Annotated in this window: 17 protein-coding genes and 1 tRNA gene; 12 read left to right on the top strand and 6 right to left on the bottom strand. The window is 49.5% G+C overall.

The genetic code is table 11. The features are described from left to right. Positions 1–6 precede the first annotated feature (6 nt). The 4 genes from DBY95_RS04350 (at position 7) to DBY95_RS04335 (ending at position 5,566) form a co-directional block, all read left to right on the top strand. Positions 7–1,803, top strand: a complete 1,797-nt coding sequence (locus tag DBY95_RS04350) for an aminopeptidase P family protein (protein ID WP_107723501.1) — start codon at positions 7–9, stop codon at positions 1,801–1,803. A gap of 232 nt (positions 1,804–2,035) precedes the next feature. Then, positions 2,036–2,956 carry an oligopeptide ABC transporter permease OppB gene (oppB, locus tag DBY95_RS04345; RefSeq protein ID WP_036490316.1) on the top strand — a complete coding sequence of 307 codons (921 nt, stop codon included), beginning with the start codon at positions 2,036–2,038 and terminating at the stop codon, positions 2,954–2,956. A gap of 72 nt (positions 2,957–3,028) precedes the next feature. Beyond that, positions 3,029–3,937, top strand: coding sequence for an oligopeptide ABC transporter permease OppC (gene oppC, locus DBY95_RS04340; protein WP_003683112.1), 909 nt, complete (start codon positions 3,029–3,031; stop codon positions 3,935–3,937). A 24-nt stretch (positions 3,938–3,961) separates the two neighbouring features. Further along, entirely contained in the window at positions 3,962–5,566 is a 1,605-nt protein-coding gene (locus DBY95_RS04335; protein ID WP_107723500.1) for an ABC transporter ATP-binding protein, read from the top strand. 84 nt (positions 5,567–5,650) lie between these two features. Here DBY95_RS04335 and DBY95_RS04330 read toward each other — a convergent pair whose 3' ends face one another. From DBY95_RS04330 to yaaA, 3 genes are all read right to left on the bottom strand, one after another. Further along, positions 5,651–6,928 (bottom strand): O-acetylhomoserine aminocarboxypropyltransferase/cysteine synthase family protein, encoded by a 1,278-nt coding sequence (locus tag DBY95_RS04330; protein ID WP_107723499.1) that lies wholly within the window; start codon positions 6,926–6,928, stop codon positions 5,651–5,653. A 654-nt stretch (positions 6,929–7,582) separates the two neighbouring features. Beyond that, positions 7,583–7,673: transfer RNA gene (locus tag DBY95_RS04320), tRNA-Ser, on the bottom strand. Between the two features lie 79 nt (positions 7,674–7,752). Continuing rightward, positions 7,753–8,532 (bottom strand): peroxide stress protein YaaA, encoded by a 780-nt coding sequence (yaaA, locus tag DBY95_RS04315; protein WP_063068245.1) that lies wholly within the window; start codon positions 8,530–8,532, stop codon positions 7,753–7,755. A 170-nt stretch (positions 8,533–8,702) separates the two neighbouring features. Here yaaA and DBY95_RS04310 point away from each other — a divergent pair, with 170 nt between their 5' ends. Next, a complete protein-coding gene (locus DBY95_RS04310) occupies positions 8,703–9,092 on the top strand; it encodes a RidA family protein (RefSeq protein ID WP_003746001.1) in 390 nt (129 codons plus the stop codon). A gap of 70 nt (positions 9,093–9,162) precedes the next feature. Next, on the top strand, positions 9,163–9,993 hold the full coding sequence (locus DBY95_RS04305) for a symmetrical bis(5'-nucleosyl)-tetraphosphatase (RefSeq protein ID WP_049331278.1): 831 nt from the start codon (positions 9,163–9,165) through the stop codon (positions 9,991–9,993). Positions 9,994–10,047: 54 nt separating this feature from the next. Here the strand turns inward: DBY95_RS04305 and DBY95_RS04300 are convergent, their stop codons facing one another. Beyond that, positions 10,048–11,421 (bottom strand): FAD-binding oxidoreductase, encoded by a 1,374-nt coding sequence (locus tag DBY95_RS04300; RefSeq protein WP_107723498.1) that lies wholly within the window; start codon positions 11,419–11,421, stop codon positions 10,048–10,050. 105 nt (positions 11,422–11,526) lie between these two features. Then, positions 11,527–11,772 (bottom strand): hypothetical protein, encoded by a 246-nt coding sequence (locus DBY95_RS04295; RefSeq protein ID WP_107723497.1) that lies wholly within the window; start codon positions 11,770–11,772, stop codon positions 11,527–11,529. Between the two features lie 509 nt (positions 11,773–12,281). Here DBY95_RS04295 and DBY95_RS04290 point away from each other — a divergent pair. The 4 genes from DBY95_RS04290 to DBY95_RS04275 all read left to right on the top strand — a co-directional run bounded on the left by DBY95_RS04290 (position 12,282) and on the right by DBY95_RS04275 (position 22,194). Then, a complete protein-coding gene (locus tag DBY95_RS04290; protein WP_003683125.1) occupies positions 12,282–12,764 on the top strand; it encodes an FKBP-type peptidyl-prolyl cis-trans isomerase in 483 nt (160 codons plus the stop codon). Between the two features lie 217 nt (positions 12,765–12,981). Then, on the top strand, positions 12,982–17,268 hold the full coding sequence (glgB, locus tag DBY95_RS04285) for a 1,4-alpha-glucan branching protein GlgB (protein WP_107723496.1): 4,287 nt from the start codon (positions 12,982–12,984) through the stop codon (positions 17,266–17,268). 145 nt (positions 17,269–17,413) lie between these two features. Then, positions 17,414–19,399 (top strand): glycogen debranching protein GlgX, encoded by a 1,986-nt coding sequence (gene glgX, locus DBY95_RS04280; protein WP_107723495.1) that lies wholly within the window; start codon positions 17,414–17,416, stop codon positions 19,397–19,399. A gap of 314 nt (positions 19,400–19,713) precedes the next feature. Continuing rightward, on the top strand, positions 19,714–22,194 hold the full coding sequence (locus DBY95_RS04275; RefSeq protein ID WP_107723494.1) for a glycogen/starch/alpha-glucan phosphorylase: 2,481 nt from the start codon (positions 19,714–19,716) through the stop codon (positions 22,192–22,194). A gap of 153 nt (positions 22,195–22,347) precedes the next feature. Here the strand turns inward: DBY95_RS04275 and ribBA are convergent, their stop codons facing one another. After that, positions 22,348–23,688 carry a bifunctional 3,4-dihydroxy-2-butanone-4-phosphate synthase/GTP cyclohydrolase II gene (gene ribBA / locus DBY95_RS04270; protein ID WP_107723493.1) on the bottom strand — a complete coding sequence of 447 codons (1,341 nt, stop codon included), beginning with the start codon at positions 23,686–23,688 and terminating at the stop codon, positions 22,348–22,350. Positions 23,689–23,877: 189 nt separating this feature from the next. On the opposite strand from ribBA, the gene DBY95_RS04265 reads away from it, so the two are divergent. Then, entirely contained in the window at positions 23,878–24,489 is a 612-nt protein-coding gene (locus tag DBY95_RS04265; protein WP_107723492.1) for a DUF4230 domain-containing protein, read from the top strand. A gap of 1 nt (position 24,490) precedes the next feature. Further along, a complete protein-coding gene (locus DBY95_RS04260) occupies positions 24,491–24,949 on the top strand; it encodes a hypothetical protein (protein ID WP_070607785.1) in 459 nt (152 codons plus the stop codon). Positions 24,950–25,073: the final 124 nt, after the last annotated feature.

Here is a 25,073-nt window from a genome sequence, read left to right as displayed (position 1 = left end):
TAACACATGAAATCTGTACAACAACGTTTGTCCGCTTTACGCGAAGCCATGAAAAAACATGGCGTGGACGCGTTTGTCATCCCTTCCGCCGATCCGCACCTTTCCGAATACCTGCCCGAGCATTGGCAGGCGCGCCGCGATTTTTCCGGCTTTACCGGTTCAGCCGGCACTTTGGTGGTAACCGCCGATAAAGCAGGCGTGTGGACGGACAGCCGCTATTGGGAACAGGCCGGCCAACAGCTTGCTCCAAACGGCATCGAGCTGAAAAAAATGGGCGTTGATGCGCCTTATACCGAGTGGTTGGCACAAAATCTGCCCGAGGGCGCAGTCGTCGGCGCGCCTGCCGATATGTTCGCACTCAGCGGCGAGCGCGGTTTGAAACAGGCACTTGCCGCCAAAAACATCCGCCTCGAATATCCTGAAACCTTGTTGGACGAAGTGTGGGACGACCGTCCTGCATTGCCGACTCCGGAAATCTACGTTCACCATCCCGACTATGTTTCCGAAACGGCGGCCGAAAAACTGGCCCGTATCCGTGCGGCCATGAAGGAGCAGGGCGCAGATGCACATTTGGTTTCTTCTTTGGACGACATCGCTTGGATTACCAATCTGCGCGGCGATGATGTGCCGTTCAACCCCGTGTTCTTGTCCCATCTGTTTATCAGCCAAGACAAAGCCATATTGTTTACCGATGCAGGCCGTCTGAAAGCCGAATCTGCCGAAGCCTTGAAAGCGGCAGGTTTTGAAGTGTTGCCTTATGCGCAAGCGGCGGACTATTTGGCAGGCGTTAACGGCGCATTGCTGATTGATCCGAACAAAACCGCCGTCGGCACTTTGCGCCGCCTGCCTGAAGACGTCCGTTTGATTGAAGCCATCCACCCAAGCACATTCTTCAAATCGGTTAAATCCGATGCCGACATCGCCCATATCCGCAATACCATGGCGGAAGACGGCGCGGCATTGTGCGGCTTCTTTGCCGAGTTTGAACAAATCTTGGCAGACGGTGGCGAATTGAGCGAACTGGACATCGACGGCATGCTCTATAAACACCGCAGCCAACGTCCCGGCTTTATTTCGCCAAGTTTCGACACCATCGCCGGCTACAATGCCAATGCCGCCTTGCCTCATTACAGCGCGACACCGGAAAATAACAGCAAAATTAAAGGCGACGGTATGCTGTTGATTGACTCCGGCGGCCAATACTGGGGCGGCACGACCGACATCACGCGCGTGGTGCCTGTCGGCAATCCGAGTGCGGCCATGAAGCGCGATTACACTTTGGTGTTGAAAGCGCATATTTCTCTGGCGGAAACCATTTTCCCTGAAAACATCAAAGGCCCGATGATTGATGCCATCTGCCGCAAATCGCTCTGGCAGGCGCAATGCGATTACGGTCACGGTACAGGTCATGGCGTGGGCTATTTCCTCAATGTGCATGAAGGTCCGCAAAGCATTGCCGTTGCCGCCGTGCCGCAACCGCATCACGCGATGAAGTCAGGTATGCTGACTTCCAATGAGCCGGGTCTTTACCGTCCGGGCAAATGGGGTATCCGTATCGAAAGTTTGGTAATCAACCGTCCGGTTGAAAACCCTGAGGAAACCGAGTTCGGCAAATTCCTGTATTTTGAAACCGTTACCCTCTGCCCAATCGATACGCGCCTGATCGATACCAAATTGATGACCGGCAGCGAAATCGAATGGCTGAACCAATATCACGCCGAAGTGCGCCGCCGTCTTGAGCCTTTGACAGAAGGCGCGGCCAAAGCATGGCTGATTGAACGTACCGAACCTTTGGCGCGTTAACGTGAAAGGCCGTCTGAAACGGCGGATACAAAGTTTCAGACGGCCTTATAACAATAATTATCTAAAAACTAAAAAACCTTACCCGACTCCGAATAAAAACAATAACCCGGTCGGAATAGAGAGAGAAACCGGCGCGGCGACGTTACAGACGCCTGCTGCCATTCATCCGATTTCCGCTTCAGGTCAGCTTTGTTTTCACGAGTCCGGTATGTTCAGACAGGACAGCCTGATTATGTTGAAATTCATCATCAAACGGATATGTGCTTCCATCCCGACCATGCTGGTGTTGATTACCGTATCGTTTTTCCTGATGCGGCTCGCACCGGGCAGCCCGTTCACAGGCGAACGCAATCTGCCGCCTGCGGTCATGGCCAACATCGAAGCCAAATACCACCTCAATGATCCGATGTACCTCCAATATTTCCACTACCTCAAGCAGTTGGCGCAGGGGGATTTGGGACCGTCGTTCAAATATAAAGATTTCAGCGTTAATGAGTTGCTTGCCCAATCCCTGCCGGTATCGGCAGAACTTGGCTTCTACGCCTTTTTGATTGCCGCTATCTTCGGCATGTTTATCGGCATTATCGCCGCCTTAAAACAAAACAGCTGGCTGGATTATGCGCTGATGAGCGGTGCGATGACCGGTATTGTCGTTCCCAGCTTTGTGATGGCGCCGGTATTGGTGCTGGTGTTTGCCGTCAGACTGCAATGGCTGCCTGCCGGCGGCTGGAACGATGGCGCACTGATGAATCTGATTTTGCCCGTTGTTACTCTGTCCATCGGTTATGTGTCCAGTATTGCGCGGATTACGCGCGGCGCGATGATCGAAGTATTGAACAGCCCCTTTATCCGCACAGCACGCGCCAAAGGCCTGCCCATGAGCCGCATCATCCTGCGCCATGCGCTGCGTCCCGCCATGCTGCCGATTGTTTCTTTCTTAGGTCCGGCATTCGTCGGCATCATTACCGGCTCCATTGTGATTGAAAACGTGTTCGGTATTCCCGGCGTCGGACAATTGTTTGTCAACGGCGCGCTCAACCGCGACTACGGCATGATTTTGGGTTTGACGATTTTGGTCGGCATCATGACCATTTTGTTCAACGCCATCCTCGATATTCTGTATGCCATTATTGACCCGAAAATCCGTTATTAATCCCATTTGCGCAAAGGCCGTCTGAAACGTTCAGACGGCCTGAAGAAAGAATAAAAAGCGAGAGAGAACATTATGTTATTTAAAAAGAAGCAGACTCAGGCCCTCGCAGAGGCAGCAGAATACGCCCAAGTGCACGGCAAAAGCCTGTGGAGCGATGCATGGCGGCGTTTTAAACAGAACAAAGCGGCAGTGTACAGCATTATCATCCTGTTGCTGATCAGCATTTTTGTGATTGTGGCGCCATGGATTGTCCGCTACACCTACGACTTCACCGACTGGGACAATATGCAGATTCCGCCGTCCTTTTCTACCCATCACTATCTGGGTACGGATTTGCTCGGCCGCGATTTGCTGTCGCGTGCGGCAACCGGCGGACGTATTTCCTTGCTGGTCGGTGTGGCCGGCGCATTGGTGGCCGTTGTCATCGGTACGCTTTATGGCGCGATTGCAGGCTTTATCGGCGGTAAGCTCGATTCGCTGATGATGCGCTTTTTGGAAATTTTGAACGCGTTTCCGTTTATGTTTTTCGTGATTCTGCTGACTACGTTCTTCGGCCGCAATCTGCTTTTGATTTTTGCCGCTGTGGGTTTGGTGTCTTGGTTGGACGTGGCGCGTATCGTGCGCGGCCAAACTTTGAGCTTGAAGCATAAAGAGTTTGTCGAAGCGGCGCGTGTGAGCGGCGTGGCAAAACGTAAAATCGTGACGCGCCACATTATTCCGAATGTTTTGGGCGTGGTGATGGTGTATGCCTCTTTGTTGGTGCCGGGCATGATTATGTTTGAATCCTTCTTGAGCTTCTTGGGCTTAGGCGTGCAAGAGCCAATGACCAGTTGGGGTTCGATGTTGCAAGAAGGCGCAATTTCTATGGAAGCCGCACCATGGCAGCTGCTCGTGCCGAGTTTCTTCTTGGTAACCACTTTGTTCTGTTTCAACTTTATCGGCGACGGCCTGCGCGATGCGCTTGACCCGAAAGACCGCTAAACCGCAACCAAAAGGATAATCAAAATGACAAAACAGTTACTGGTTGTAGAAAATCTGGACATCGATTTCGAACTGCATGAGAAAACTGTTCATGCCGTGCGTAATGTCAGCTTTAAAGTGGCAGAGGGCGAAACATTGGCTTTGGTCGGCGAGTCCGGTTCGGGCAAGTCTGTAACATCTATGTCCGTTATGCGCCTGCTGCCTGAGAAATTTGCCCGTTATGGCAAAGATTCGCGCATTACTTTTGACGGCATTTCCATTTTGGATGCCGATGAGAAAACCTTACGCGATTTGCGCGGCAACCGCATCAGCGTGATTTTCCAAGAGCCGATGACTTCGCTCAATCCGTTTATGCGTATCGGTGCGCAGCTGATTGAAGCGGCGCGTGTGCACAATAAAAAGCTCGGCAAAAAAGAAGCAGGACAAAAAGCATTGGCATTGCTGGAACGTGTGGGCATCAAAGAAGCCGAGCGCCGCATGAAACAATATCCTCACGAGTTTTCCGGCGGTCAGTTGCAACGCATTATGATTGCCATGGCGCTTATTAATGAACCTGACCTGCTGATTGCCGACGAACCGACCACAGCTTTGGATGTGACCATTCAAGCCGAGATTCTTGATTTGCTCCACGATTTGCAACAGCAAATGGGCATGGCGATTATCTTCATTACCCACGATTTGGGTTTGGCGGAACACTATTCCAAAACCGTCTGCGTCATGCGTAATGGCGAAATTGTCGAGCGCGGCAAAATCAAAGAAGTATTTGCCCATCCGAAGCACGAATATACCGCCGAACTCATCAATGCCATTCCCAAAGGCATGAAAGAGCCGGAAGAAACCAGCGCCGGTGTGTTAATCGATGCCGACAATGTCAATGTTTCTTTCGTATTGAAGCAAAACTTTTTCGGCAAACCGCTCAAAACTTTTGACGCCGTCAAAGGCATCAGCCTCAAAATTAAAGAAGGCGAAACATTGGGCGTCGTCGGCGAGTCCGGTTCCGGCAAATCCACGCTGGGTAAAGCCGTCATGCAGATGCTGCCTTATACCGGCCATATCTCCTTTGAAGGCAAAGACCTGAAAAACTATACCGCCGAAGAAGCACGCCGTCTGAAATCGCAACGGCAAATTGTGTTCCAAGATCCGTTCGGTTCGCTTTCCCCACGCCTGACCGTTGGCGAAATTATTGGCGAAGGTTTGACGGTTCATCATCCTGAAATGACCAAAAAAGAACGTATCCAGCGTGTTTTGGAAGTCATGAAGGAAGTGTCCCTGCCGCTTGACGCGCTCAACCGTTATCCGCATGAATTCTCCGGCGGCCAGCGTCAACGTATCGCTATTGCACGCGCCGTTATCCTGCGCCCGAAATTCATTCTTTTGGACGAGCCGACCTCTGCGCTTGACCGCTCCGTACAATCCAAAGTGGTCGAGCTTTTGCGCGATTTGCAGAAGAAATACGGCCTGACTTATATGTTCATCAGTCATGATTTGTCTGTTGTGCGTGCCGTCAGCGACAATGTGATTGTGATGAAGCAGGGGGAAATGGTTGAGTACGGCAGCGCGGATCAGATTTTCCACCATCCGCAAAACGATTACACCAAACGTTTGATTAACGCCGCATTTGATTTGTAGAAAAGGAAAAGGCCGTCTGAAAAGAAGTTTTCAGACGGCCTTTTTAAGCGGAGGCTTTTTTCATCTAATTAGCGCTGCTATTGCCTATGCCTGTGCGGCATCCAATGCCTGTGCCAAGTCGGCAAGCAAATCGTCGATATGCTCGATACCCACGCTCAGGCGTACCATGTCGGGGCTGACGCCTGCTGCGGCGAGTTCTGCATCGTCAAGCTGGCGGTGGGTCGTTGTGGCAGGATGGGTAGCCAGCGATTTGGCATCGCCGATATTTACCAAGCGCAGGAAGAGTTGCAGTGCGTCGATAAATTTTGCACCGGCTTCGCGTCCGCCTTTAATGCCGAAACTCAGCAAACCGGAGGCTTTGCCGCCGTAGTCGCGGTCAATCAGAGCTTTATACGGACTGTCGGGCAGGGCAGGATAGTTCACCCATTCGACCTGCGGATGTTTCTTTAAGAATTCGGCTACTTTTAGGGCGTTTTCGCAATGACGTTCCATACGCAGGGCTAGGGTTTCTAAACCTTGCAGCAGTAAAAATGCGCTGTGCGGAGACAGGGCGGCACCGGTATTGCGCAGCGGGACGACGCGGGCACGGGCGATGTAGGCGGCCGCACCAAAATGTTCGCAGTAGTTTACGCCGTGGTAAGACGGATCAGGCCGATTGAAGGTTTTTTCAAAACGCGGATTGCCTGCCCATTGGAATTTACCGCCATCAATAATGGCACCGCCAATCGTTGTGCCGTGGCCGCCGATGTATTTGGTCAGGGATTGGATAACGATGTCGGCGCCGTGTTCGATCGGGCGGAATAATGTGGGCGTAGCGACGGTATTATCTACCATTAAAGGCAGACCTTGAGCGTGTGCGGCTTGGGCGAATGCTGGAATATCGACAACATTGATGGCGGGATTGCCGATAGATTCGCAATACACCAGTTTGGTGCGGCTGTCGGTATTGGCGGCGATTTCTTCTGGCTTGGCCGGATCAATAAAGCGTACTTCTATGCCTTGGCGCGGCAGGCTGTGGGCAAAGAAATTGTATGTGCCGCCGTAGAGGGTTTTGGTTGCAATGATGTTGTCGCCTGCTTCAACCAGGGTTTGAACGGCATAGGTAATTGCAGCCATACCGCTGGCGACAGCCAATGCGGCGATACCGCCTTCCAAACGGGCAACGCGCTCTTCCAAAACGGCAGTGGTCGGATTCATCATACGGGTGTAGATATTGCCCGCTACATCAAGGTTGAACAAGTCTGCGCCGTGTTGCGTGTTGTCGAAAGTGTAGGAAGTGGTTTGGTAAATGGGGACAGCAGCGGATTTGGTAGTCGGTTCGGATTGATAGCCTGCATGCAGGGCAATGGTTTCCCGTTTCATTTAAATATCCTTGTAGCGATTAAATAATGATAAATAGAGGCCAGCAGATTAGGATTTGAAGGGCAAACTTTACATAACGGAAAAGTTCGGTATGTAGCAGCATACAGCCTTTCCTATAAGAAAGATTACCCTGAGCGACACGCAACTGACCCAAGAAGAACGATATCACATTCGAGACCTGTCCTACCACCATACCATCATCGAATGACACTCCATCACGACACCGTTTGCCGCAACCTCCTCCAATATAAAAGCAACGGCGGTACTCTGTGGCAACAGCTCGGAATATGCAGCAAATCCTACTGCAAATGATAAGGAAGCACACGGACCTGAGGAAAAATGTACAATCGCGTCGGCATAGGAAAAGCCCAGCATGGTTGAGCAAAAATTCCGCATTGGTAATGGGTCGGCTGATACCATTGATGGCAAAGATTAGAAAAGCGAAGACCTTTGCAAAAATCCCCCCCAAAATTCCTAAATGTCTAGGTAGGACTTTAGGGATTTGGGGGAGTTTTAAAGGGATTAGGCCGTCTGAAACTGTGTTATAGAAAGTTTCAGACGGCCTTTACGGGATTCTTTGGATTTGAAAATAAAAAAAGACTTGAATCATCAAGTCTCGCATTTCATTTTTACTAGATAAAAAAATATCAAGAATGGCGGAAGCGGTGAGATTCGAACTCACGGAGGGCTATCAACCCTCGACGGTTTTCAAGACCGTTGCATTAAACCGCTCTGCCACGCTTCCATTCTTGAAGCCGTAATATTAATGGAACTTACGGCCTTTGCCAAGAGGTATTTTAGAAAAAATATCTAGGATTCTGTTTTTATTTGGATTGTTCTTCACGCATGAATACCCATTCGGCTTCGTTTGAAGCTGCCTCATTGAATGAATAGCCCTCGTAGTCGAAATTTTTGAGCATTTCAGGCTCGGTAATGCCGTGTTCTGCCGCGTAGCGTACCATCAAACCGCGCGCACGTTTGGCGTAGAAGCTGATGATTTTGTATTTGCCGTTTTTCTCATCTTTAAAAATCGGTGTAATCAGGCGTGCGTTGAGTTTTTGGGTGTTGACGGATTTGAAATATTCTTGTGAGGCGAGGTTGATTAAAACGTCGCTGTCTGCCTGCTTCAGCGTTTGGTTGAGCAGGTCGGTAATTTTATCGCCCCAAAATTCGTAGAGGTTTTTGCCGTGCGAGTTGGCAAAGGCTGTGCCCATTTCCAAGCGGTAGGGCTGCATCAAGTCGAGCGGGCGCAGTACGCCATATAGGCCGGAAAGTAGGCGGACGTGTTGTTGCAGGTAGTCGATTTGTTCCGGTTTGAATGTATCGGCGGCGATACCTTCATAGACGTCACCGTTGAACATAAATACGGCTTGTTTGGCGTTTTCAGGCGTAAACGGCGTGTGCCATACGGCATTGCGTTCGGCATTGAGCAGGGCGATTTTGTCGGAAACATGCATCAGCTCGGCGATTTGTTGAGGGGCAAGCTGGCGCAACTCCTGCATCAGGATTTCTGCTTCGGGCAGAAGGTCGGGCTGGGTAAAGCTGCTGACGGGGGAAGGGTCTTTTTCGTTGAGGTTTTTGGCTGGGGATAAGACAAAAAACATGATAATTTCGGCTTTGAAATGAATAATGTGTGGGATTGTAGGTTTAAAATTGAGGAAGAACAAGACGGGCTAAACGCATTAATTGAATGCTTTTATTGAAACGTATTTCTGTTGAAAGTAAAATTCGAAGCTTCCACCTGATTCTGACATTTCTACTTGAGGAGAATATCATGTCTAAAACCATTATCCATACCGACAAAGCCCCTGCCGCGATTGGCGCATACAGCCAAGCAGTCCGCGCAGGCGATACGGTTTATATGAGCGGTCAGATTCCTTTGGATCCGGCTACGATGACCGTGGTCGGCAATGGCGACTTCCGCGCCGAAGCAGTGCAAGTATTTAAAAACCTGCAAGCCGTAGCCGAAGCAGCCGGCGGTTCTTTAAACGATATCGTCAAACTCAATGCTTATTTGACTGATTTGGCCAACTTTGCCGTGTTCAATGAAGTGATGGCTGAATTTATCGAACAACCTTTCCCTGCACGTGCGGCAGTTGGCGTGGCCAGCCTGCCTAAAGGCGTTCAGGTTGAAGCAGAAGCAGTATTGGTTTTAAATGCATAAATGATGTTTTCAGACGGCCTGGGCTGGGCTTGAGGCCGTCTGAAAAGAATAACAACGGAAAACAATAATAATGGCACATTACGCAATCGGAGACATTCAAGGCTGTTTTGACGAGCTGACTTTGTTGCTTGCCAAAATCGGCTTTAATCATGGTACGGACACCCTTTGGCTGGTCGGCGATATTGTCAATCGCGGTCCGAAGTCATTGGAAACCCTGAAATTTGCCAAAGAGCATGACAGCAGCGTGCAAATGGTTTTGGGTAATCATGATTTACATCTTTTGGCAGTCGGTTGCGGTGAAGGAACGCTCAAGCGTAGTGATACGGTTGAGCCGATTTTGACCCATCCCGATAGTCATGCCATGCTTGACTGGCTGCGTCATCAACCGCTTTTGGTACGCGGCGACAGGCATGTGATGGTGCATGCCGGTATTTTGCCGCAATGGTCTGTTAATAAAGCCGAAAGCCTTGCCCGTGAAGCTGAGGATGAATTGCAAGGTAAAAAGTACAGGAAATTTTTTGGCAAAATGTACGGCAACAAGCCGACCGAGTGGACGGACGATTTGACAGGCTATGAGCGCCTACGCATGATTATCAACGTCTTTACCCGTATGCGTGCGCTGACGTACAAAGGCGAATTGGATTACGAATATAAATCCACTTTGAAAAAAATGCCGCTTTACCTGCGCCCTTGGTTTAAAGCACCCGATAGGCAGAATTTGGATTATATTACCGTGTTCGGACATTGGTCGTCATTGGGTTACGTTAATACCGATCAGGTTATTGCTTTGGATACCGGCGCGTTGTGGGGCGGAGAGCTGACAGCGGTCAATTTGGATACCAACGAAGTGATACAGGTACCATCCTTGGGCGGATTGGATTGGAAAACGGCATTGAAATAGTTTGGATAAAATAAAAAGGCCGTCTGAAATGTTTCAGACGGCCTTTTGTATTGGTTAATCCAAAGAAGGCAGGAGTTTGTCCGGATTCATAATGCCATAAGGGTCAAGCTGATTTTTGATGGCATGCATCAGAACGAGTTCTGCCTGCGTACGCACACGGGGCAGCCAATGTTTTTTGATTATGCCTACGCCGTGTTCTGCGGCAATCGTACCGTGGCAGGTAAGGATGTTTTCATAAACAATGGTATTGACGGCGTCTTCGTATTGGTAGGCTTCATTGCTCAATACATTGGGCAGGAATGTATTGTAATGCAGGCTGCCGTCGCCTAAATGTCCGAAGCAAACAATTTGTATGCCGGGAAAGCGGGTTTCCAAGGCAGGGGCGCATTGGCGGACAAAGGCGGCCACTTGGGCGATAGGGACGGCGATGTCGTGTTTGATGCTGGTGCCGAGTTTGCGTTGGGAAGCAGAAATATTTTCACGCAAGGTCCATAAGTCGGAGCGCTCTTGCTCGGATTGCGCCAAGATACTGTTTTCCCATCCGTTTTGATAGAGAAATTCGGCAAGCTTTTCATCCAGTCCGGCATCGGGAACGGAATCTGCAAGTTCAATCAAAATATGCCATTCCGCATCGGCGGGCTTTTTGAGTTGGCTGAATTCCGAAGATAAATCGAGGGCAAAGCGACTGATCAGCTCGAAGCTGGTCAAGCGCTCGGCAAAATGACCTTGCACCGCAGTCAAAAGCGAGACGGCGGATTCAATATCGTCTAAACCTACCCATGCGGTCGCTTTGGTTTTGGGCTGGGCAAAGAGTTTGAGTGTGGCTGCGGTAATGATGCCCAATGTTCCTTCGCTGCCGATAAAAAGATGGCGCAAGTCGTAGCCGGTCGTGTTTTTGTGCAGGGGCTGAAGGTGGGAAACCAGTTCGCCGTTTGGTAAAACGACTTCCAAACCCAATACCAAATCACGCATGCTGCCGTAACGCAAGACATTCAAACCGCCGGCATTACAGGCGATATTGCCGCCGATTTGGCAAGAGCCTTCGCTAGCAAGGCTGAGCGGAAACAGTCGTCCGGCTTCGGCTGCCGCCTTTTGAGCATTCTGCAAAATCATGCCTGCTTCAACCGTCATGCTGTTGTCGGCAAGGTTGATATCGCGGATGCGGTTGAGCTTGGAGAGATTGAGCAGTACGCCTTCGGTGGTTACTGTTGCACCGCATAATCCGGTATTGCCGCCTTGCGGGGTGACGCGGATGCGGTTTTCAAAACAGAAACGCATGATTTTCTGCACGCTTTCGACAGAGTTCGGCTGTAAGACAATATCCGGCGAAGAAACAAAGCGGCGGCGTTGGTCGTTTAACAAGGCCGGAGTGGCTTCGATGATTTCAGAAGCGGAAAGAAACTCAGTAAAACGGTCGTGAAGGTGCATGGCAGTCAGGCGGAAAAGTCGGGAAGGGGAGTGTGAGGAATGTAAAAAAGCAGGATACGCAATGGTATCCTGCTTTTCTTAATATTCAAAATATTCAAAAGAATATTATTTAGCAGCTTCAGAAGCAGCGGCTTCGGTAGCAGATGCAGCAGCTTCAGTAGCAGAAGCAGCGGCTTCAGTAGCTTCGGAAGCAGCAGAAGCGGCAGCTTCAGTAGCAGATGCAGCAGCTTCAGTAGCAGATGCAGCGGCTTCGGAAGCAGCAGAAGCGGCAGTTTCAGCAGCTTTATCAGCACCGCCACAAGCGGCCAAAGCTAAAGACAACAAAGCAGCAGCGAACAGAGATTTTTTCATTTTTAAGAACCTTTTTTAAATCGATTTAAACTAAAAATAGCCGTCAGACGGCCTATACAGTAGAAATTCATTGCTGAATTTTTCAATATTATGCCCCACGAGATAGGTCAATGCAACGTTGCGTAACCGTTTGCCGGCTAAAATCAATACGAAAATAGTGAAAATAATGTAAATCATATTGGCGCGCGAAAAATCATCTAAAAATATTCATTATTAATGAAGATTTTAAAAATACATTATATTCAATTAGTTGTGTATTTTTATTTGTTATAGGTTTTAAGGGTTTGGAATGTTTTTGCGTTTAGGGAAATTTTTGTAATTTAGCAACTTTGTGTTGTGAAAAAGCAACTTTTATGGATTGGGATCATTCAATTTTGTTTTTTATATGGACTTTTTCGGTTTTGTTGTGTTTGCTAAAAGTATTTGTTTAAGGTAAACCGATTGTTTAGTTACAGCTGTGATAGAATAGCCTGAACTTGACTTTATAAATATTGATTAAGGACGACATGATGTCTATTGTTAAAAATTCCGTAGTTTCCCTGCATTATGAAATGTACGATGCAAACAACCAGTTGTTGGACAAAACCGAAGAGCCGATTGCTTACTTGCATGGCGGTTATGACGGTATTTTCCCTTTGGTGGAAGAAGCGTTGCACGGCAAAAATGTAGGCGATACCGTCGAAGTGGCTTTGTCGCCCGATGATGCTTTCGGCGAGCAAGATCCTGAGTTGGTGCGCATTGAAGATGTAAGCGTATTTCCTGTTGAAGTTGAAGTCGGCATGATGTTTGAAGCCGATGATCCGGAAACAGGCGATGTATTGATTTATCGTGTAACCGATGTTGCCGACGGTAAAGCCGTAGTAGACGGCAACCATCCTTTGGCCGGTATGAAAGTATTGTTCAAAGCGACCGTTGAAGGTGTACGCGATGCGACTGAGGAAGAAATTGCCCACGGTCACGTACATGGCCCGCATGGTCATCATCACCACTAATCAGGCTTGAAACATGATAAAGGCCGTCTGAACAGGAGTGAAACCTTCTTTTTCAGACGGCCTTTAAGTTTTTACAAGACAGATAAATAGGAAATTTTGGCTCAGGTCAAATCAAGCGGGGAAATATGGATTTTGTTAGAGACTACAATGAATTACATGTAACGGTGCGACAAAATCTGTATTAAGATTCAGATATTGGTAAAACAGGCAGAATGCAATGAGTGAAACATTGGAGCAGCAGGCTGTAGAGGCCGGTATTGATTTAGGCTACCACGACATCAACGGTACATATCATGCGACCAAACCTGAAGTTTTGGAATCGATCGTTGCTATTTTGGACAAAAGCAAACCGGATTCAGACGGCCTTTATCTGAATACGATGGTCGCGCATGAAAACGGTGAAGAATCTTTACAGATGCCGTCTAAATTTCATGGTGCGGAAGCGGTCGTATTGATTAATGAGGCGGATGAGTGCCAGACCTTGACTTTGTATCCGGGCGACAACGATACGCTTTGGATTAAGCTGCCCCAACTGACTTGCGGTTATTACACTTTATCGGCCGAGACCGACGGTAAATGTTGCCTTGTACGTCTGATTGTTGCGCCTGAATCGGTTTATCAACCCAAACTGCTTGCCAATGGCGGACGGATGAATGGTTTGACCATGCATTTGTACAGCCTGCGTTCCGAGCGCAACTGGGGCATAGGCGACTTTACCGATTTGCTGAACCTGATGAAATATGCTGCAGAGAAAAAGCTGGATTTTGTCGGTATCAACCCTTTGCATGCCTTGTTTACCAGCAAGCCTGCCTTTGCCAGCCCGTATAGCCCTTCTTCGCGCGAATGGCTCAATCCGATTTACTTGGATATCGAGAAAGTCGGGGCGTTTACTTATAACGAACAACTGAAAAACTGGTTGGCACAACCAAAAATCCGTCAGCGTATCGCCGCTTTGCGTGTTACGGAAACGGTGACTTATACGGCGGTTTGGGCATGTAAGCGTGATGCGCTGCAGATGGCGTTTAACGCGTTTGAACAAGATACTTGCGAGGCTGCGGTAAATGAACGTGCTGCATTTGAAGCATTTGTATTAGAAAAAGGCAAGGCTTTGCAGGGCTTCGGTTTGTTTGAGGCTTTGGACCAGTATTACAGCCGTCCCGGACAAGTGGGTTGGCAGTCATGGCCGTCTGAATTTCATCAACCTGATGGCGAAGCAGTAGAAAAATTTGCGCTTAGTCATGAGCGTGAAATCCGTTTTTATATGTGGCTGCAATGGCTTTGTGCGAAGCAGTTGCAAGAAGTCAACCAAGCCGCTGCCGAATACGGTGTCAAACTCGGTATTTACGGCGATTTGGCGGTCGGCGTGGCGCGAGGCAGCGCGGATACTTGGTTAAACCGTCAAGATTATTGTATGGACGTATCGGTCGGTGCGCCGCCCGATCCTTTGGGGCCGACAGGGCAGAATTGGAATTTGCCGCCGCTTAATCCGTCGATGTTGAAACATACGGGCTATGAAAAGTTTGCCCATCTGTTGCGCGAAAACATGCGCCTGTATGGCGTGTTGCGGATTGACCATGTGATGGCATTGTGTCGTTTGTGGTGGGTTTTAAACGATAAAACAGCAGATTTCGGCGCATATGTGCATTACGATGCCGAAGTGACTTTCGCCATTTTGGCATTGGAAAGCCAGCGCAACCGTTGCGTCATCATCGGCGAGGATTTGGGAACGGTACCCGATCAAGCGCGTTATCTGCTCAATCGCTATCAAGTGTTCTCCTACAAAGTGATGTATTTCAGCAAGGGCTGGAACGGTTTCCAATTACCTGAAGAATACCCCGAGCAGGCGATTACGGTCATCAGTACCCACGATGTTGCGCCTTTGGCAGGTTATTGGATAGGCAAAGATTTGGATACGATGTTCAAGCTCGGTACTTTGCCTGATGTAGCCGCTTTTCAGACGGCCTTGGACGAGCGCGAACACGATAAAGCCGATTTGCTGGATAAATTGAAAGAAACCGGCTGTCTGGGTGCAGACGTACAAATGCCGGCAAAAGCCGATGAAATCTTGCTGGGGGCTTTGCATAAATACGGCGCATTGAGCCGCAGCAAACTTTACGCCGTACAACTGGAAAACCTGCTGGGCGTCATCGACAATCTGAATGTCCCGGGTGTAACCGAAGGCTATCCGAACTGGGCGCAAAAAATGCCGGTTTCTTTGGAAGATTTCCTACAACACCGCCTCATGGGCGGCCAACTTGCCATTATTGACGAGGTACGCATGAAAACAAACAGCCAAATCAAGGCTTATCATGAACTTGACCAAATCGAGCGCGATACGGTCGAAAGCCTGTTTCTTGCCACCCACAGCGATTTGTTCGCTTATCTGGGACGACACCGCCTTGCAGAGGGCGATGAAGTAGTACGCGTTTTGATTCCCGGCGCAGTAAGCGTGGATATCGTGAACCGCCGCAGCGGCGAACTCATCGTGCCGTCTGAAAAAATTGATGAACGCGGTTTCTTTGTGGCCGTTTTGCCTGATGATGCGCCCGATTACGCTTTGAGTATCCGTTATACCGAAGATTCCGAGCCAGTGATTGAAGAAGACCCTTATCATTTCAGCTCTGCGTTGCAAGACATGGATTCCTGGCTGTTGGCCGAAGGCAAACACCTGCGTCCTTATGAGACTTTAGGCGCACATTTTGCCGAGTTGGACGGCGTGAAGGGCGTACGCTTTGCCGTATGGGCGCCCAATGCGCAACGCGTTTCCGTCATCGGCGAATTTAATAACTGGGATGGCCGCCGCCATGTGATGCGTTTCCATCGCGACAACGGCATTTGGGACATCTTTATTCCTGCAGTCAAACTCAATGCCCTCTACAAATTTGAAATCCGCGATGCCAACGGTAATGTACGTGAAAAAGCCGACCCGTATGCTTTCGGTGCGGAACTGCGTCCAACCACGGCATCTATCGTGCGCGGCTTGCCTGACGAAGTGGAAGAACCTGCTTTCCGCGCCTGTGCCAACGCCATTGATGCGCCTATCAGCATTTATGAAGTGCATTTGGGCTCGTGGAAACGCAATCCGGAAAACAATTTTTGGCTGACTTATGAAGAGTTGGCCAAAGAGCTGGTGGCATACGTCAAAGACATGGGCTTTACCCATATCGAGTTTTTGCCTGTTTCCGAATATCCGTTTGACGGCTCATGGGGCTATCAGGCAACCGGTTTGTATGCGCCGACCAGCCGTTTCGGTTCGCCGGAAGAATTGCGTGCATTGATTAAAGCCGCGCACGACGCAGGCATCAGCGTTATCCTCGACTGGGTGGTCGGCCATTTCCCGACCGACGATCACGGCTTGGCCAAATTTGACGGCACCGCGCTGTACGAACACGCCGACCCGCGCGAAGGCTACCACCAAGACTGGAACACCTTGATTTACAACTTCGGCAGAAACGAAGTGAAAAACTTCCTGCAAGGCAATGCTTTGTATTGGATAGAACGTTTCGGCTTTGACGGTATCCGCGTTGATGCGGTTGCTTCGATGATTTACCGCAACTATTCGCGCAAAGACGGCGAGTGGATTCCGAACCAATACGGCGGCCATGAAAACCTCGAAGCCATCGCTTTCCTGCGTGATACCAACACCATGTTGAAAGAGGAGGTTCCAGCTGCGACTGAAATTGCCGAAGAATCTACTTCATTCGCTAACGTCACCCGTCAAGAAGGTTTGAACTTCAGCTTCAAATGGAATATGGGCTGGATGAACGATACGTTGCGTTACATGATGGAAGACCCCATCAACCGCAAATATCACCACAACAAAATGACTTTCGGCATGATGTACCAGTACAGCGAAAACTTTGTCCTGCCGCTTTCACACGATGAAGTCGTGCACGGCAAACGTTCGCTGCTCGGACGTATGCCCGGCGACTGCTGGCAACAATTTGCCAACCTGCGCGCCTACTACGGCTTTATGTACGGCTTCCCCGGCAAAAAACTCTTGTTTATGGGCAACGAGTTTGCACAAGGCCGCGAGTGGAACTACAACGAAGGACTGGATTGGTTCTTGCTGGAGCAAGATGGCGGCTGGCACAAAGGCGTACAAGACTTCGTACGCGAATTGAACCATGTCTATAAAGACAACGCGCCGCTTTACCAATTAGACCAATGGTCTGAAGGCTTTGAGTGGCTGGTTGCAGATGACGGCGACAATTCCGTATTCGTCTTCGAGCGCCGCGACCGTGAAGGCAACCGCGTTATTGTGATCAGCAACTTCACGCCTGTGGTACGCGAAGGCTACCGTTTCGGCGTGAATTCTGCCGGCGAATACCGCGAAATCCTCAATTCAGACGACCTGCATTACAAAGGCAGCGGCGTTTCTACCGGCGCAACGGTGGAGACAGAAGAAGTTTGGTCGCATGGCAAACCAAATTCCTTGTCTGTTACCGTACCGCCTTTGGCAACCGTTTACCTGTATCAGGCGGCACTCAAAGACGAAGCGTAAATCAACTTTGAGGGTGGGTATCATGCCTGCCTAATCAGCTGAAAATTAAAAGATAGTGATATCAATATGACTCAAGGCCGTCTGAAAGATTTTCAGACGGCCTTATATTGGACACGAAACCAAATACATACCAAGGAATCATTCTATGACTGCCAAATCATGGCATATCGAGGAAGGCAAGCCTTATCCCATGGGCGCGACCCTGACAAGCAAGGGCGCGAATTTCACCTTGTTTTCCATCAATGCCGAAAAGGTCGAATTGTGTCTGTTTGATAAGGATAAAGAAACCCGTTTGGAGATGCCTTCGCGGCGCGGTTCGGTATTTTACGGATTTGTGCCGGACGTTAAGGCAGGGCAGCGATACGGTTTTCGCGTGTATGGACGTGAAAACGCAGAATACGGCTCATGTTTTAATCCCAACAAATTGCTGATTGACCCGTATTCCAAAAAAATTGACGGCAAACCAAGCTACCGTACCGCCGAAGAAATGGCATGGTTCAGACCGGAAGATGAACGCGACAATGCCGCCGTTGCGCCGAAAAGCGTCGTGATCGGACGCAGTCGATTCAATTGGGCCAAAGATTGCCGTCCGGAAATACCGTGGGGCAAAACCGTTATTTATGAAGCCCATGTCAAAGGGTTTACCAAGCAATTCCCCGATTTGAAATATGCAGGCACTTATAAGGCCTTGTGCGATAAACGGGTTTTGGCCTATTTGCAAGAGTTGGGGGTAACAACGGTCGAGCTGCTGCCGATTCATTATCATCTGGACGAATACCATCTTCAGCAGATGGGCTTGAGCAATTATTGGGGCTACAACACTTATTCTCATTTTGCCGTCGAGCCGTCTTATGCCGACAATCCCGAGCGTGCGGCGGCGGAGTTTAAACAAGCGGTCAAAGCCCTGCATCAGGCAGGTTTGGAAGTGATTTTGGATGTCGTGTACAACCACACGGCAGAACAGGACGACAAAGGCCCGATGCTGTGTCAGCGCGGTATCGACAACACCTTATGGTATTGGCACACCCCTTACGGCAATTATGAAAACTGGTCGGGTTGCGGCAATACGCTCAATATTGTCCGGCGCGACGTTACCCGTTGGGCGGCAGACAGCCTGCGCTATTGGGCTGAAGAGTTTCATGTTGACGGCTTCCGTTTCGATTTGGGAACCGTATTGGGACGCGAACCCGATTTCCAATCGTACGGCCGTTTTTTCCAAGTCCTGTATCAAGACCCGGTTTTGGCCGGTTTGAAACTGATTGTCGAAGCATGGGACATCGGCGAGGGCGGTTATCACTTGGGCAATTTCCCTCAACCTTTTGCCGAATGGAACGGTCGTTTCCGCGATGATATGCGCGCGTTTTGGTCATGGGAAAGCGGCAATTTGGGTGCATTTGCCGAACGTTTGGCCGGGTCGTCCGATATTTTCAACCACAGTGGCCGCCATCCGTCCGCCAGCATCAACTTCATCACTGCACACGACGGCTTCACCCTGCGCGATTTGGTCAGCTATAACGAAAAACACAACGAAGCCAACGGCGAAAACAACCGCGACGGGCATAATGAAAACATCAGCTACAACCACGGCGTAGAAGGCGAAACCGATGATGAAGAAGTTTTGCTCAACCGCGAATACACTTCCAAAGCGCTGCTTGCCTCCTTGTTTTTATCCAACGGTACGCCCATGCTTTTGGCGGGCGATGAGTTTGGCAACAGTCAGCAAGGCAACAACAACAGCTACTGCCAAGATAATCCGATTACATGGTTGGATTGGCAAAATGAGTCTCATATGTTGCAGAATTACACTCAAGAGCTGATACGCGTACGAAGTCAAATCAAGCTGCTGACAGATGATTGCTGGTGGCAAAAAGAACGTGTGCAATGGCTCAATGCCGATAGCAGCCCGATGACCGAATATTGTTGGCACAACAGGGGCAGCAAGGCGATTCAGGTTGTTTTGGACGATGAATGGCTGCTGTTGGTCAATGCCAAACGTAGTCGTCAGTTATTTAACCTGCCTCAAGGCAATTGGGAAATTTCTTGCGTACCATCTGAGAAATTTAATTACGAAGAATCAGGAAAATGTGTTGTTGAGCATATGGGGATTTGGATTTTACATAAAACAAATTAAATGAGAATTAAACTATTGGTTGATTAATTCTTTGATATTTTGTCAGTATTTTATGATTTGCAGCTTAGTGGTATAAATTGAAAATGCCAATAAGATGATGAATGGTTTAATTGTTAATTGAATGTTTTATAAAGAAAAATATATCCTTTTTTTGAATCTTTCCGCTATAATCTCCTTAGTTTGTAACAAATCTACGCACCATTCCTTTCAGACGGCCTGTTGCCGTTGTCAGACCGTCTGAAAACCGAGTTTCGTTGTTTTTAATAAAACCATCAGGCGCGTTGTCCAGTGCCTCACGCTAGAGAAAGGCTTCCATGGCTAAGAAAAAACTCCCCATCTCCGGTTACGATTATGTAATGCCTAAACCGGACGCCGAAACCATCCGCAAGTCCATCGTTTACAAGCTGATTTTCATCTTGGGCGTAGATCCGAAGGAGGCAACTTCACACCAATGGCTCAACGCCGCCATGCTTGCCGCGCGTGACCTGATTGCGGAAGATTTCCTCAAAACACGCCGCGCCCACATCGACAACAGCAAACGCATGGTTTATTACCTGTCTATGGAATTCCTGCTCGGCCGTTCGTTTGTCAACGCGCTGATTAACGAAGGCGTTTACGCCGAATTTGAAGAAGCCTTCAAGCAACTGGGCAAAGAATTTGCCGATGTCTGCGAACAAGAAGAAGATCCGGGTTTGGGTAACGGCGGTTTGGGCCGTCTGGCCGCCTGCTTCCTCGACTCTTTGGCAACCCTGCGCATTCCGGCCATGGGCTACGGCATCCGTTACCAATACGGTATGTTCAAACAAGAAATCGTGGATGGCCAACAAGTTGAAAAACCCGATTTGTGGCTCGACCAAGATTTGGCATGGCAGTTTGCCCGTCCGAACAAACAATATTCCGTCCGTTTCGGCGGTCAAGTATTGAACTTGGGCGACAAAAAAGAATGGCAGCCGAGCGAAGAAATTTCCGCTTGGGCATACGACGAAATTATTCCGGGCTATGGCGGCGAATGTGCCAACCCATTGCGTTTGTGGACTGCACACGCAGGCAACCTGTTTGACCTTGCCGACTTCAACCGAGGCGACTATGCCTCTGCTGTTCGCGCACAAAACAGCGACGAAAACATCTCACGCGTTCTGTATCCGAACGACTCTACCGATTCCGGCCGCGAATTGCGCCTGAAGCAAGAATACTTCTTGGTTTCCGCTTCCGTTCAAGACATCGTTGCCCGTCACAAATGCCGTTTCCCAAGCATCCGCACTTTGGCAGACGAAGTCGCCATCCACTTGAACGATACCCATCCGGTGCTCGCCATTCCAGAATTGATGCGCATCCTGATTGACGAAGAGGGCATCGCATGGACTGAAGCATGGAATATGTGCTGTAAGATTTTCTCTTACACCAACCACACATTGATGAGCGAAGCCTTGGAAACTTGGCAGGTTGACCTGATGGGCCGTCTGCTGCCGCGCCACTTGGACATCATCTTTGAAATCAACGCCTACTTCCTCAATGCCTTACGCGCCATTGGCAACTTCGACGACGACTTTGTCCGCCGCGTATCCATCATTGATGAAACCCACGGCCGTCGCGTCCGCATGGCATGGCTGGCGGTTATCGGTTCGCACAAAGTCAACGGCGTGGCAAAAATCCACTCCGATTTGATGACCACATCCATCTTCGCCGACTTTGCCAAAGTGTTCCCAGAACGCTTTACCAACGTAACCAACGGCGTAACCCCGCGCCGCTGGATCAACATCGCCAACCCGGGCCTGACCAAATTCTTGGACAAACATCTGGGCGACGAAGACTGGCGTCTGCATTTGGACAACTTGACCAAGCTCAACGACAAAGTGGACGATGCCTCCGTACAGGCAGAATTCGGCGAAGTGAAAAAAGCCGCCAAAGAGCGCCTTGCTAAATACATTGAAACCGAGCTGGGCATCAAAGTTAATACCGATGCACTTTTCGATATCCAAATCAAACGTATCCACGAGTACAAACGTCAAGCATTGAACGTGATGCACATCGTCGACCGCTACAACAAAATCCTGGAAAACCCAGATTTCGATTGGCAGCCGCGCGTGTTCATCTTTGCCGGTAAAGCCGCATCCGCTTATTACATGGCGAAGAAAATCATCCGACTGATTAATGACGTCGCCAAAGTTATCAACAACGACACCCGTATCCGCGACTTGATTAAAGTTGTGTTCATCCCGAACTACAGCGTCAGCCTCGCCCAAATCATCATCCCAGCCGCTGATTTGCACGAACAAATCTCACTGGCGGGTACAGAAGCATCCGGTACCAGCAACATGAAATTCGCCCTTAACGGCGCGCTCTGCATGGGTACACTGGACGGCGCGAACGTTGAGATTTTGGAAAAAGTCGGCGCGGACAACTGCTATATCTTTGGTAACACCGTCGAGCAAGTCGAAGAAATCCGCCGCAATGGTTACGACCCGTTGAGCTATATCGAGCGAGACAGCGATCTACGCCGCGTCGTCAACCAAATCAGCCAAGGCACTTTCTCTCCGGAAGAGCCAAACCGCTACAACGACGTGTTGCAACCATACGGCGACTTCTATCAACTGATGGCCGATTTCCGCAGCTACATCGACACGCAATACAAAGCGGACGAACACTACCGCAACGTATCCGCATGGCGCAAATCAGCCTTGATCAACATCGCCAACATGGGCTTCTTCTCATCCGACCGCTCCATCGCCGACTACTGCCGCGATATTTGGTACATCAAACCATTGAGCGAAAAAGAACTGCCCAGCAAAAATTAAGCGTTGAGCAGATAGCGAAAGCCGATACATCGGAAAGGTGTATCGGCTTTTTTATATTCGCAGTTTTTGAGTTGGATAACAAACTTAAAAGGCCGTCTGAAAACTTTCAGACGGCCTTTTGTTTCATTTGCTTTGAGAGTTAATCAAGCAAGATTATTTTTCAGCTTCTTCAAAGCCGACGACTTCGAGGCCGAAGCCGGTGAGGCCGGTGAAGGATGACGGCTGGCCGAGGACGCGCAGTTTTTTGACGTTGAGGCCGGCGAGGATTTGTGCGCCTATGCCGTAGCTTTTGCTGTCCCATTTGTAGGCTTGGTTGGCGCCTTTGGGTAGGGTGCGGTCGAGCAGGGTGGCGCCGTCTTCAGTGCGGTGCAGGAGGATGACTACGCCACTTTCGGCTTGTTGGATGCGCTCAAGGGCTTTGGGCAGCGACCATGAGTGGCGCGGGTTGGTTTGGATGAAGTCCATGACGCTGAAGGGTTCGTGGACGCGGACGAGGGTTTCTTCTTCGGCGGAAGGTGTGCCTTTGACGAGGGCGAGGTGGGTTTCGCCGGAGAGTTTGTCGACGTAAACGTGTTGTTGGAACTCGCCCCATGGGGTTTGTACGGGTGAGTTGCCCATGTCTTCAAGCAGGCTTTCGGTACGGCTGCGGTATTCGATGAGGTCGGTAATGGTGCCGATTTTGAGATTGTGTTCTTCGGCGAACTTCATCAGTTCGGGCATACGCGCCATGGTGCCGTCGTCGTTGATGATTTCGCAGATGACGGCGGCGGGAATCAGGCCGTTCATTTGTGCCAGATCGACGCCGGCTTCTGTGTGTCCGGCGCGGACGAGTACGCCGCCTTTTTGGGCGCGCAGTGGGAAGATGTGGCCGGGTTGGACGATGTCTTCGGGTTTGGCGGATGGGGAAACGGCGGTTTGAATGGTCAGGGCGCGGTCGGCGGCGGAAATGCCGGTGGTGATGCCGTGGGCGGCTTCGATGGAGACGGTGAAGTTGGTGCCGTATTGTGCGCCATTTTTTTGGGTCATCATAGGCAGGCCGAGTTTTTCGACCATTTCGCCGTCCATCGGCAGGCAGACCAGGCCACGTGCGTTTTTGATCATGAAGTTGATGGCTTCGGGGGTAACGAATTGGGCGGCCATCAGCAAGTCGCCTTCGTTTTCGCGGTCTTCGGCATCGGTGATGATGACCATTTTGCCGGCTTTGATGTCTGCTAGGATTTCGGGAATGGTGGAGATGTGGGACATGGTATTTCTTTCTTGGCTGATGGTGGGGGCGTGGCGGTCTTGGTGGTCTTGATCCAGCCACATGTCAGGCATATTGGCTGCCTGCTCGATTTTTCGGGCTTTTTTCTCGCCGAAAGATTTGTTTTTCAGCAGGGCGGACAGCTCGCCTTGGTTGATGGAGATGGCTTGGGCAAACTTGGTCTGCTGGCCGTTGTGGTGTTGTGTTATCCATTGCCGCAGGTTGTGGCGGCGCAGGTCGGTGGTATTCATGATGAGATGAAATTGAATTGTGTGTAATGGATTGTAGTCTTGTCTTTACCAAAAGGCAAACTTTGTTTGTTGAGATTTTTTATTACTTTTTGGTAATGAAATTTATTGTTTCAGACGGCCTGGGTATGGCTTGAAATTGACGGTTTTGGGAGAATATGGGGAATGTTTTGATGATTATTTTAATGGGGAATGTTTGAAATGAAAATGTTTGGGCGCGGATTGGTCGTGCTGGTGTTGTGTGCGTTGACGGCTGCAGGCGGCTGGTTTTATGCCCTGCATGGTCAGAACGAAGAACATCAGGTTTTGTCCCGTGAGGGGGTTTTGATGCAGATTAAGCAGATGAACCGCTTGGAAAGTACGGCATTTTATATCGATACGATTATCCGTACGGAGAAAAAAGGGGATTGGCGCAGGCTGTGGCAGGATTCGCAAAGCGGTATTTTTATTGTGCGCGGCAAGGTGTTGGCCGGTTTGGATTTGGACAAGTTAGGCGCGGACAATGTCAATATTGTGGACGACAAGGTATTAATCAGTCTGCCGGCGGTGGAAATCTTGAGCGTGGATTTGGAAAATATCGAAGTGTACGATATTCAGACCGGCTCGTTTAATTTGCTGCCTATGGATAAGTCTGTATTCAAGACGGTGCAGGAAGAGGCGAAACGGCAGGTATTGCAAAGCGCATGTAGGGCTGAGATTTTGGAACATGCCAACCGTCAGGCGCAAATGCAGTTGGAAAACCTGTTTGCATTGACGCAGACGAAGGTATCCGTCTATCCGGCTGCGGTAGGGAAGTGCGGTTAATATGCGTTATCTTGACCGATTGATTGAACATTGTATACAAGCAAAAAAGCTTGTACCTGACCGTACCTTTGAATTTACAACGTTGGAACAATTGCCCAGTCATGGATGCTTTATTTATGTTATCCAACAGATTGAAGGCGACATTAATACAACTTTTCAGCAATTTCAAAATTTTCGCTTACTTAAAACACATGCCTGCGCAAAATTAAATCGCCCAAGTCAGGTTCTATACGTAGGGTCTTCACGTCACAGTATTCGGAATAGATTGGCACAGCATTTGGGCTTCGGGCATAAAAGTACCTATGCATTGCATTTAAATCAATGGTATCAAGGCCAATATAAAATAACGATTCATCAATATGCCGATACACTTCCCGCTGATGTGCTGCAATTGATTGAAGACGATCTTGCTGATCAATTACAGCCGGCATTTGGTAAATCAGGTACCAACAATAAATAGCACGCATATGAGTGTAGAACATGTAATAGCAAAGATTGACAGGGTTTGGCTCAATTGTTATTTTGCCGCCATTCTCCCATTTTGCTGTATTGTTCATGCCAATAGATTGCTTGAAAAGATAAGG

The sequence above is a fragment of the Neisseria subflava genome (assembly GCF_003044935.1).
Classification (GTDB): Bacteria; Pseudomonadota; Gammaproteobacteria; order Burkholderiales; family Neisseriaceae; genus Neisseria; species Neisseria subflava_E.
Note: the sequence above shows the minus strand (reverse complement) of the source record. Positions and strands in the feature narration are given on the sequence as shown.

What these genes read in the sequence shown, in the direction of transcription:
- DBY95_RS04350 (WP_107723501.1), top strand. Translation starts at nt 7, where the DNA reads ATGAAATCTGTACAACAACGTTTGTCCGCTTTACGCGAAGCCATGAAA.
- oppB (WP_036490316.1), top strand. Translation starts at nt 2,036, where the DNA reads ATGTTGAAATTCATCATCAAACGGATATGTGCTTCCATCCCGACCATG.
- oppC (WP_003683112.1), top strand. Translation starts at nt 3,029, where the DNA reads ATGTTATTTAAAAAGAAGCAGACTCAGGCCCTCGCAGAGGCAGCAGAA.
- DBY95_RS04335 (WP_107723500.1), top strand. Translation starts at nt 3,962, where the DNA reads ATGACAAAACAGTTACTGGTTGTAGAAAATCTGGACATCGATTTCGAA.
- DBY95_RS04330 (WP_107723499.1), bottom strand. Translation starts at nt 6,928, where the DNA reads ATGAAACGGGAAACCATTGCCCTGCATGCAGGCTATCAATCCGAACCG.
- yaaA (WP_063068245.1), bottom strand. Translation starts at nt 8,532, where the DNA reads ATGTTTTTTGTCTTATCCCCAGCCAAAAACCTCAACGAAAAAGACCCT.
- DBY95_RS04310 (WP_003746001.1), top strand. Translation starts at nt 8,703, where the DNA reads ATGTCTAAAACCATTATCCATACCGACAAAGCCCCTGCCGCGATTGGC.
- DBY95_RS04305 (WP_049331278.1), top strand. Translation starts at nt 9,163, where the DNA reads ATGGCACATTACGCAATCGGAGACATTCAAGGCTGTTTTGACGAGCTG.
- DBY95_RS04300 (WP_107723498.1), bottom strand. Translation starts at nt 11,421, where the DNA reads ATGCACCTTCACGACCGTTTTACTGAGTTTCTTTCCGCTTCTGAAATC.
- DBY95_RS04295 (WP_107723497.1), bottom strand. Translation starts at nt 11,772, where the DNA reads ATGAAAAAATCTCTGTTCGCTGCTGCTTTGTTGTCTTTAGCTTTGGCC.
- DBY95_RS04290 (WP_003683125.1), top strand. Translation starts at nt 12,282, where the DNA reads ATGTCTATTGTTAAAAATTCCGTAGTTTCCCTGCATTATGAAATGTAC.
- glgB (WP_107723496.1), top strand. Translation starts at nt 12,982, where the DNA reads ATGAGTGAAACATTGGAGCAGCAGGCTGTAGAGGCCGGTATTGATTTA.
- glgX (WP_107723495.1), top strand. Translation starts at nt 17,414, where the DNA reads ATGACTGCCAAATCATGGCATATCGAGGAAGGCAAGCCTTATCCCATG.
- DBY95_RS04275 (WP_107723494.1), top strand. Translation starts at nt 19,714, where the DNA reads ATGGCTAAGAAAAAACTCCCCATCTCCGGTTACGATTATGTAATGCCT.
- ribBA (WP_107723493.1), bottom strand. Translation starts at nt 23,688, where the DNA reads ATGAATACCACCGACCTGCGCCGCCACAACCTGCGGCAATGGATAACA.
- DBY95_RS04265 (WP_107723492.1), top strand. Translation starts at nt 23,878, where the DNA reads ATGTTTGAAATGAAAATGTTTGGGCGCGGATTGGTCGTGCTGGTGTTG.
- DBY95_RS04260 (WP_070607785.1), top strand. Translation starts at nt 24,491, where the DNA reads ATGCGTTATCTTGACCGATTGATTGAACATTGTATACAAGCAAAAAAG.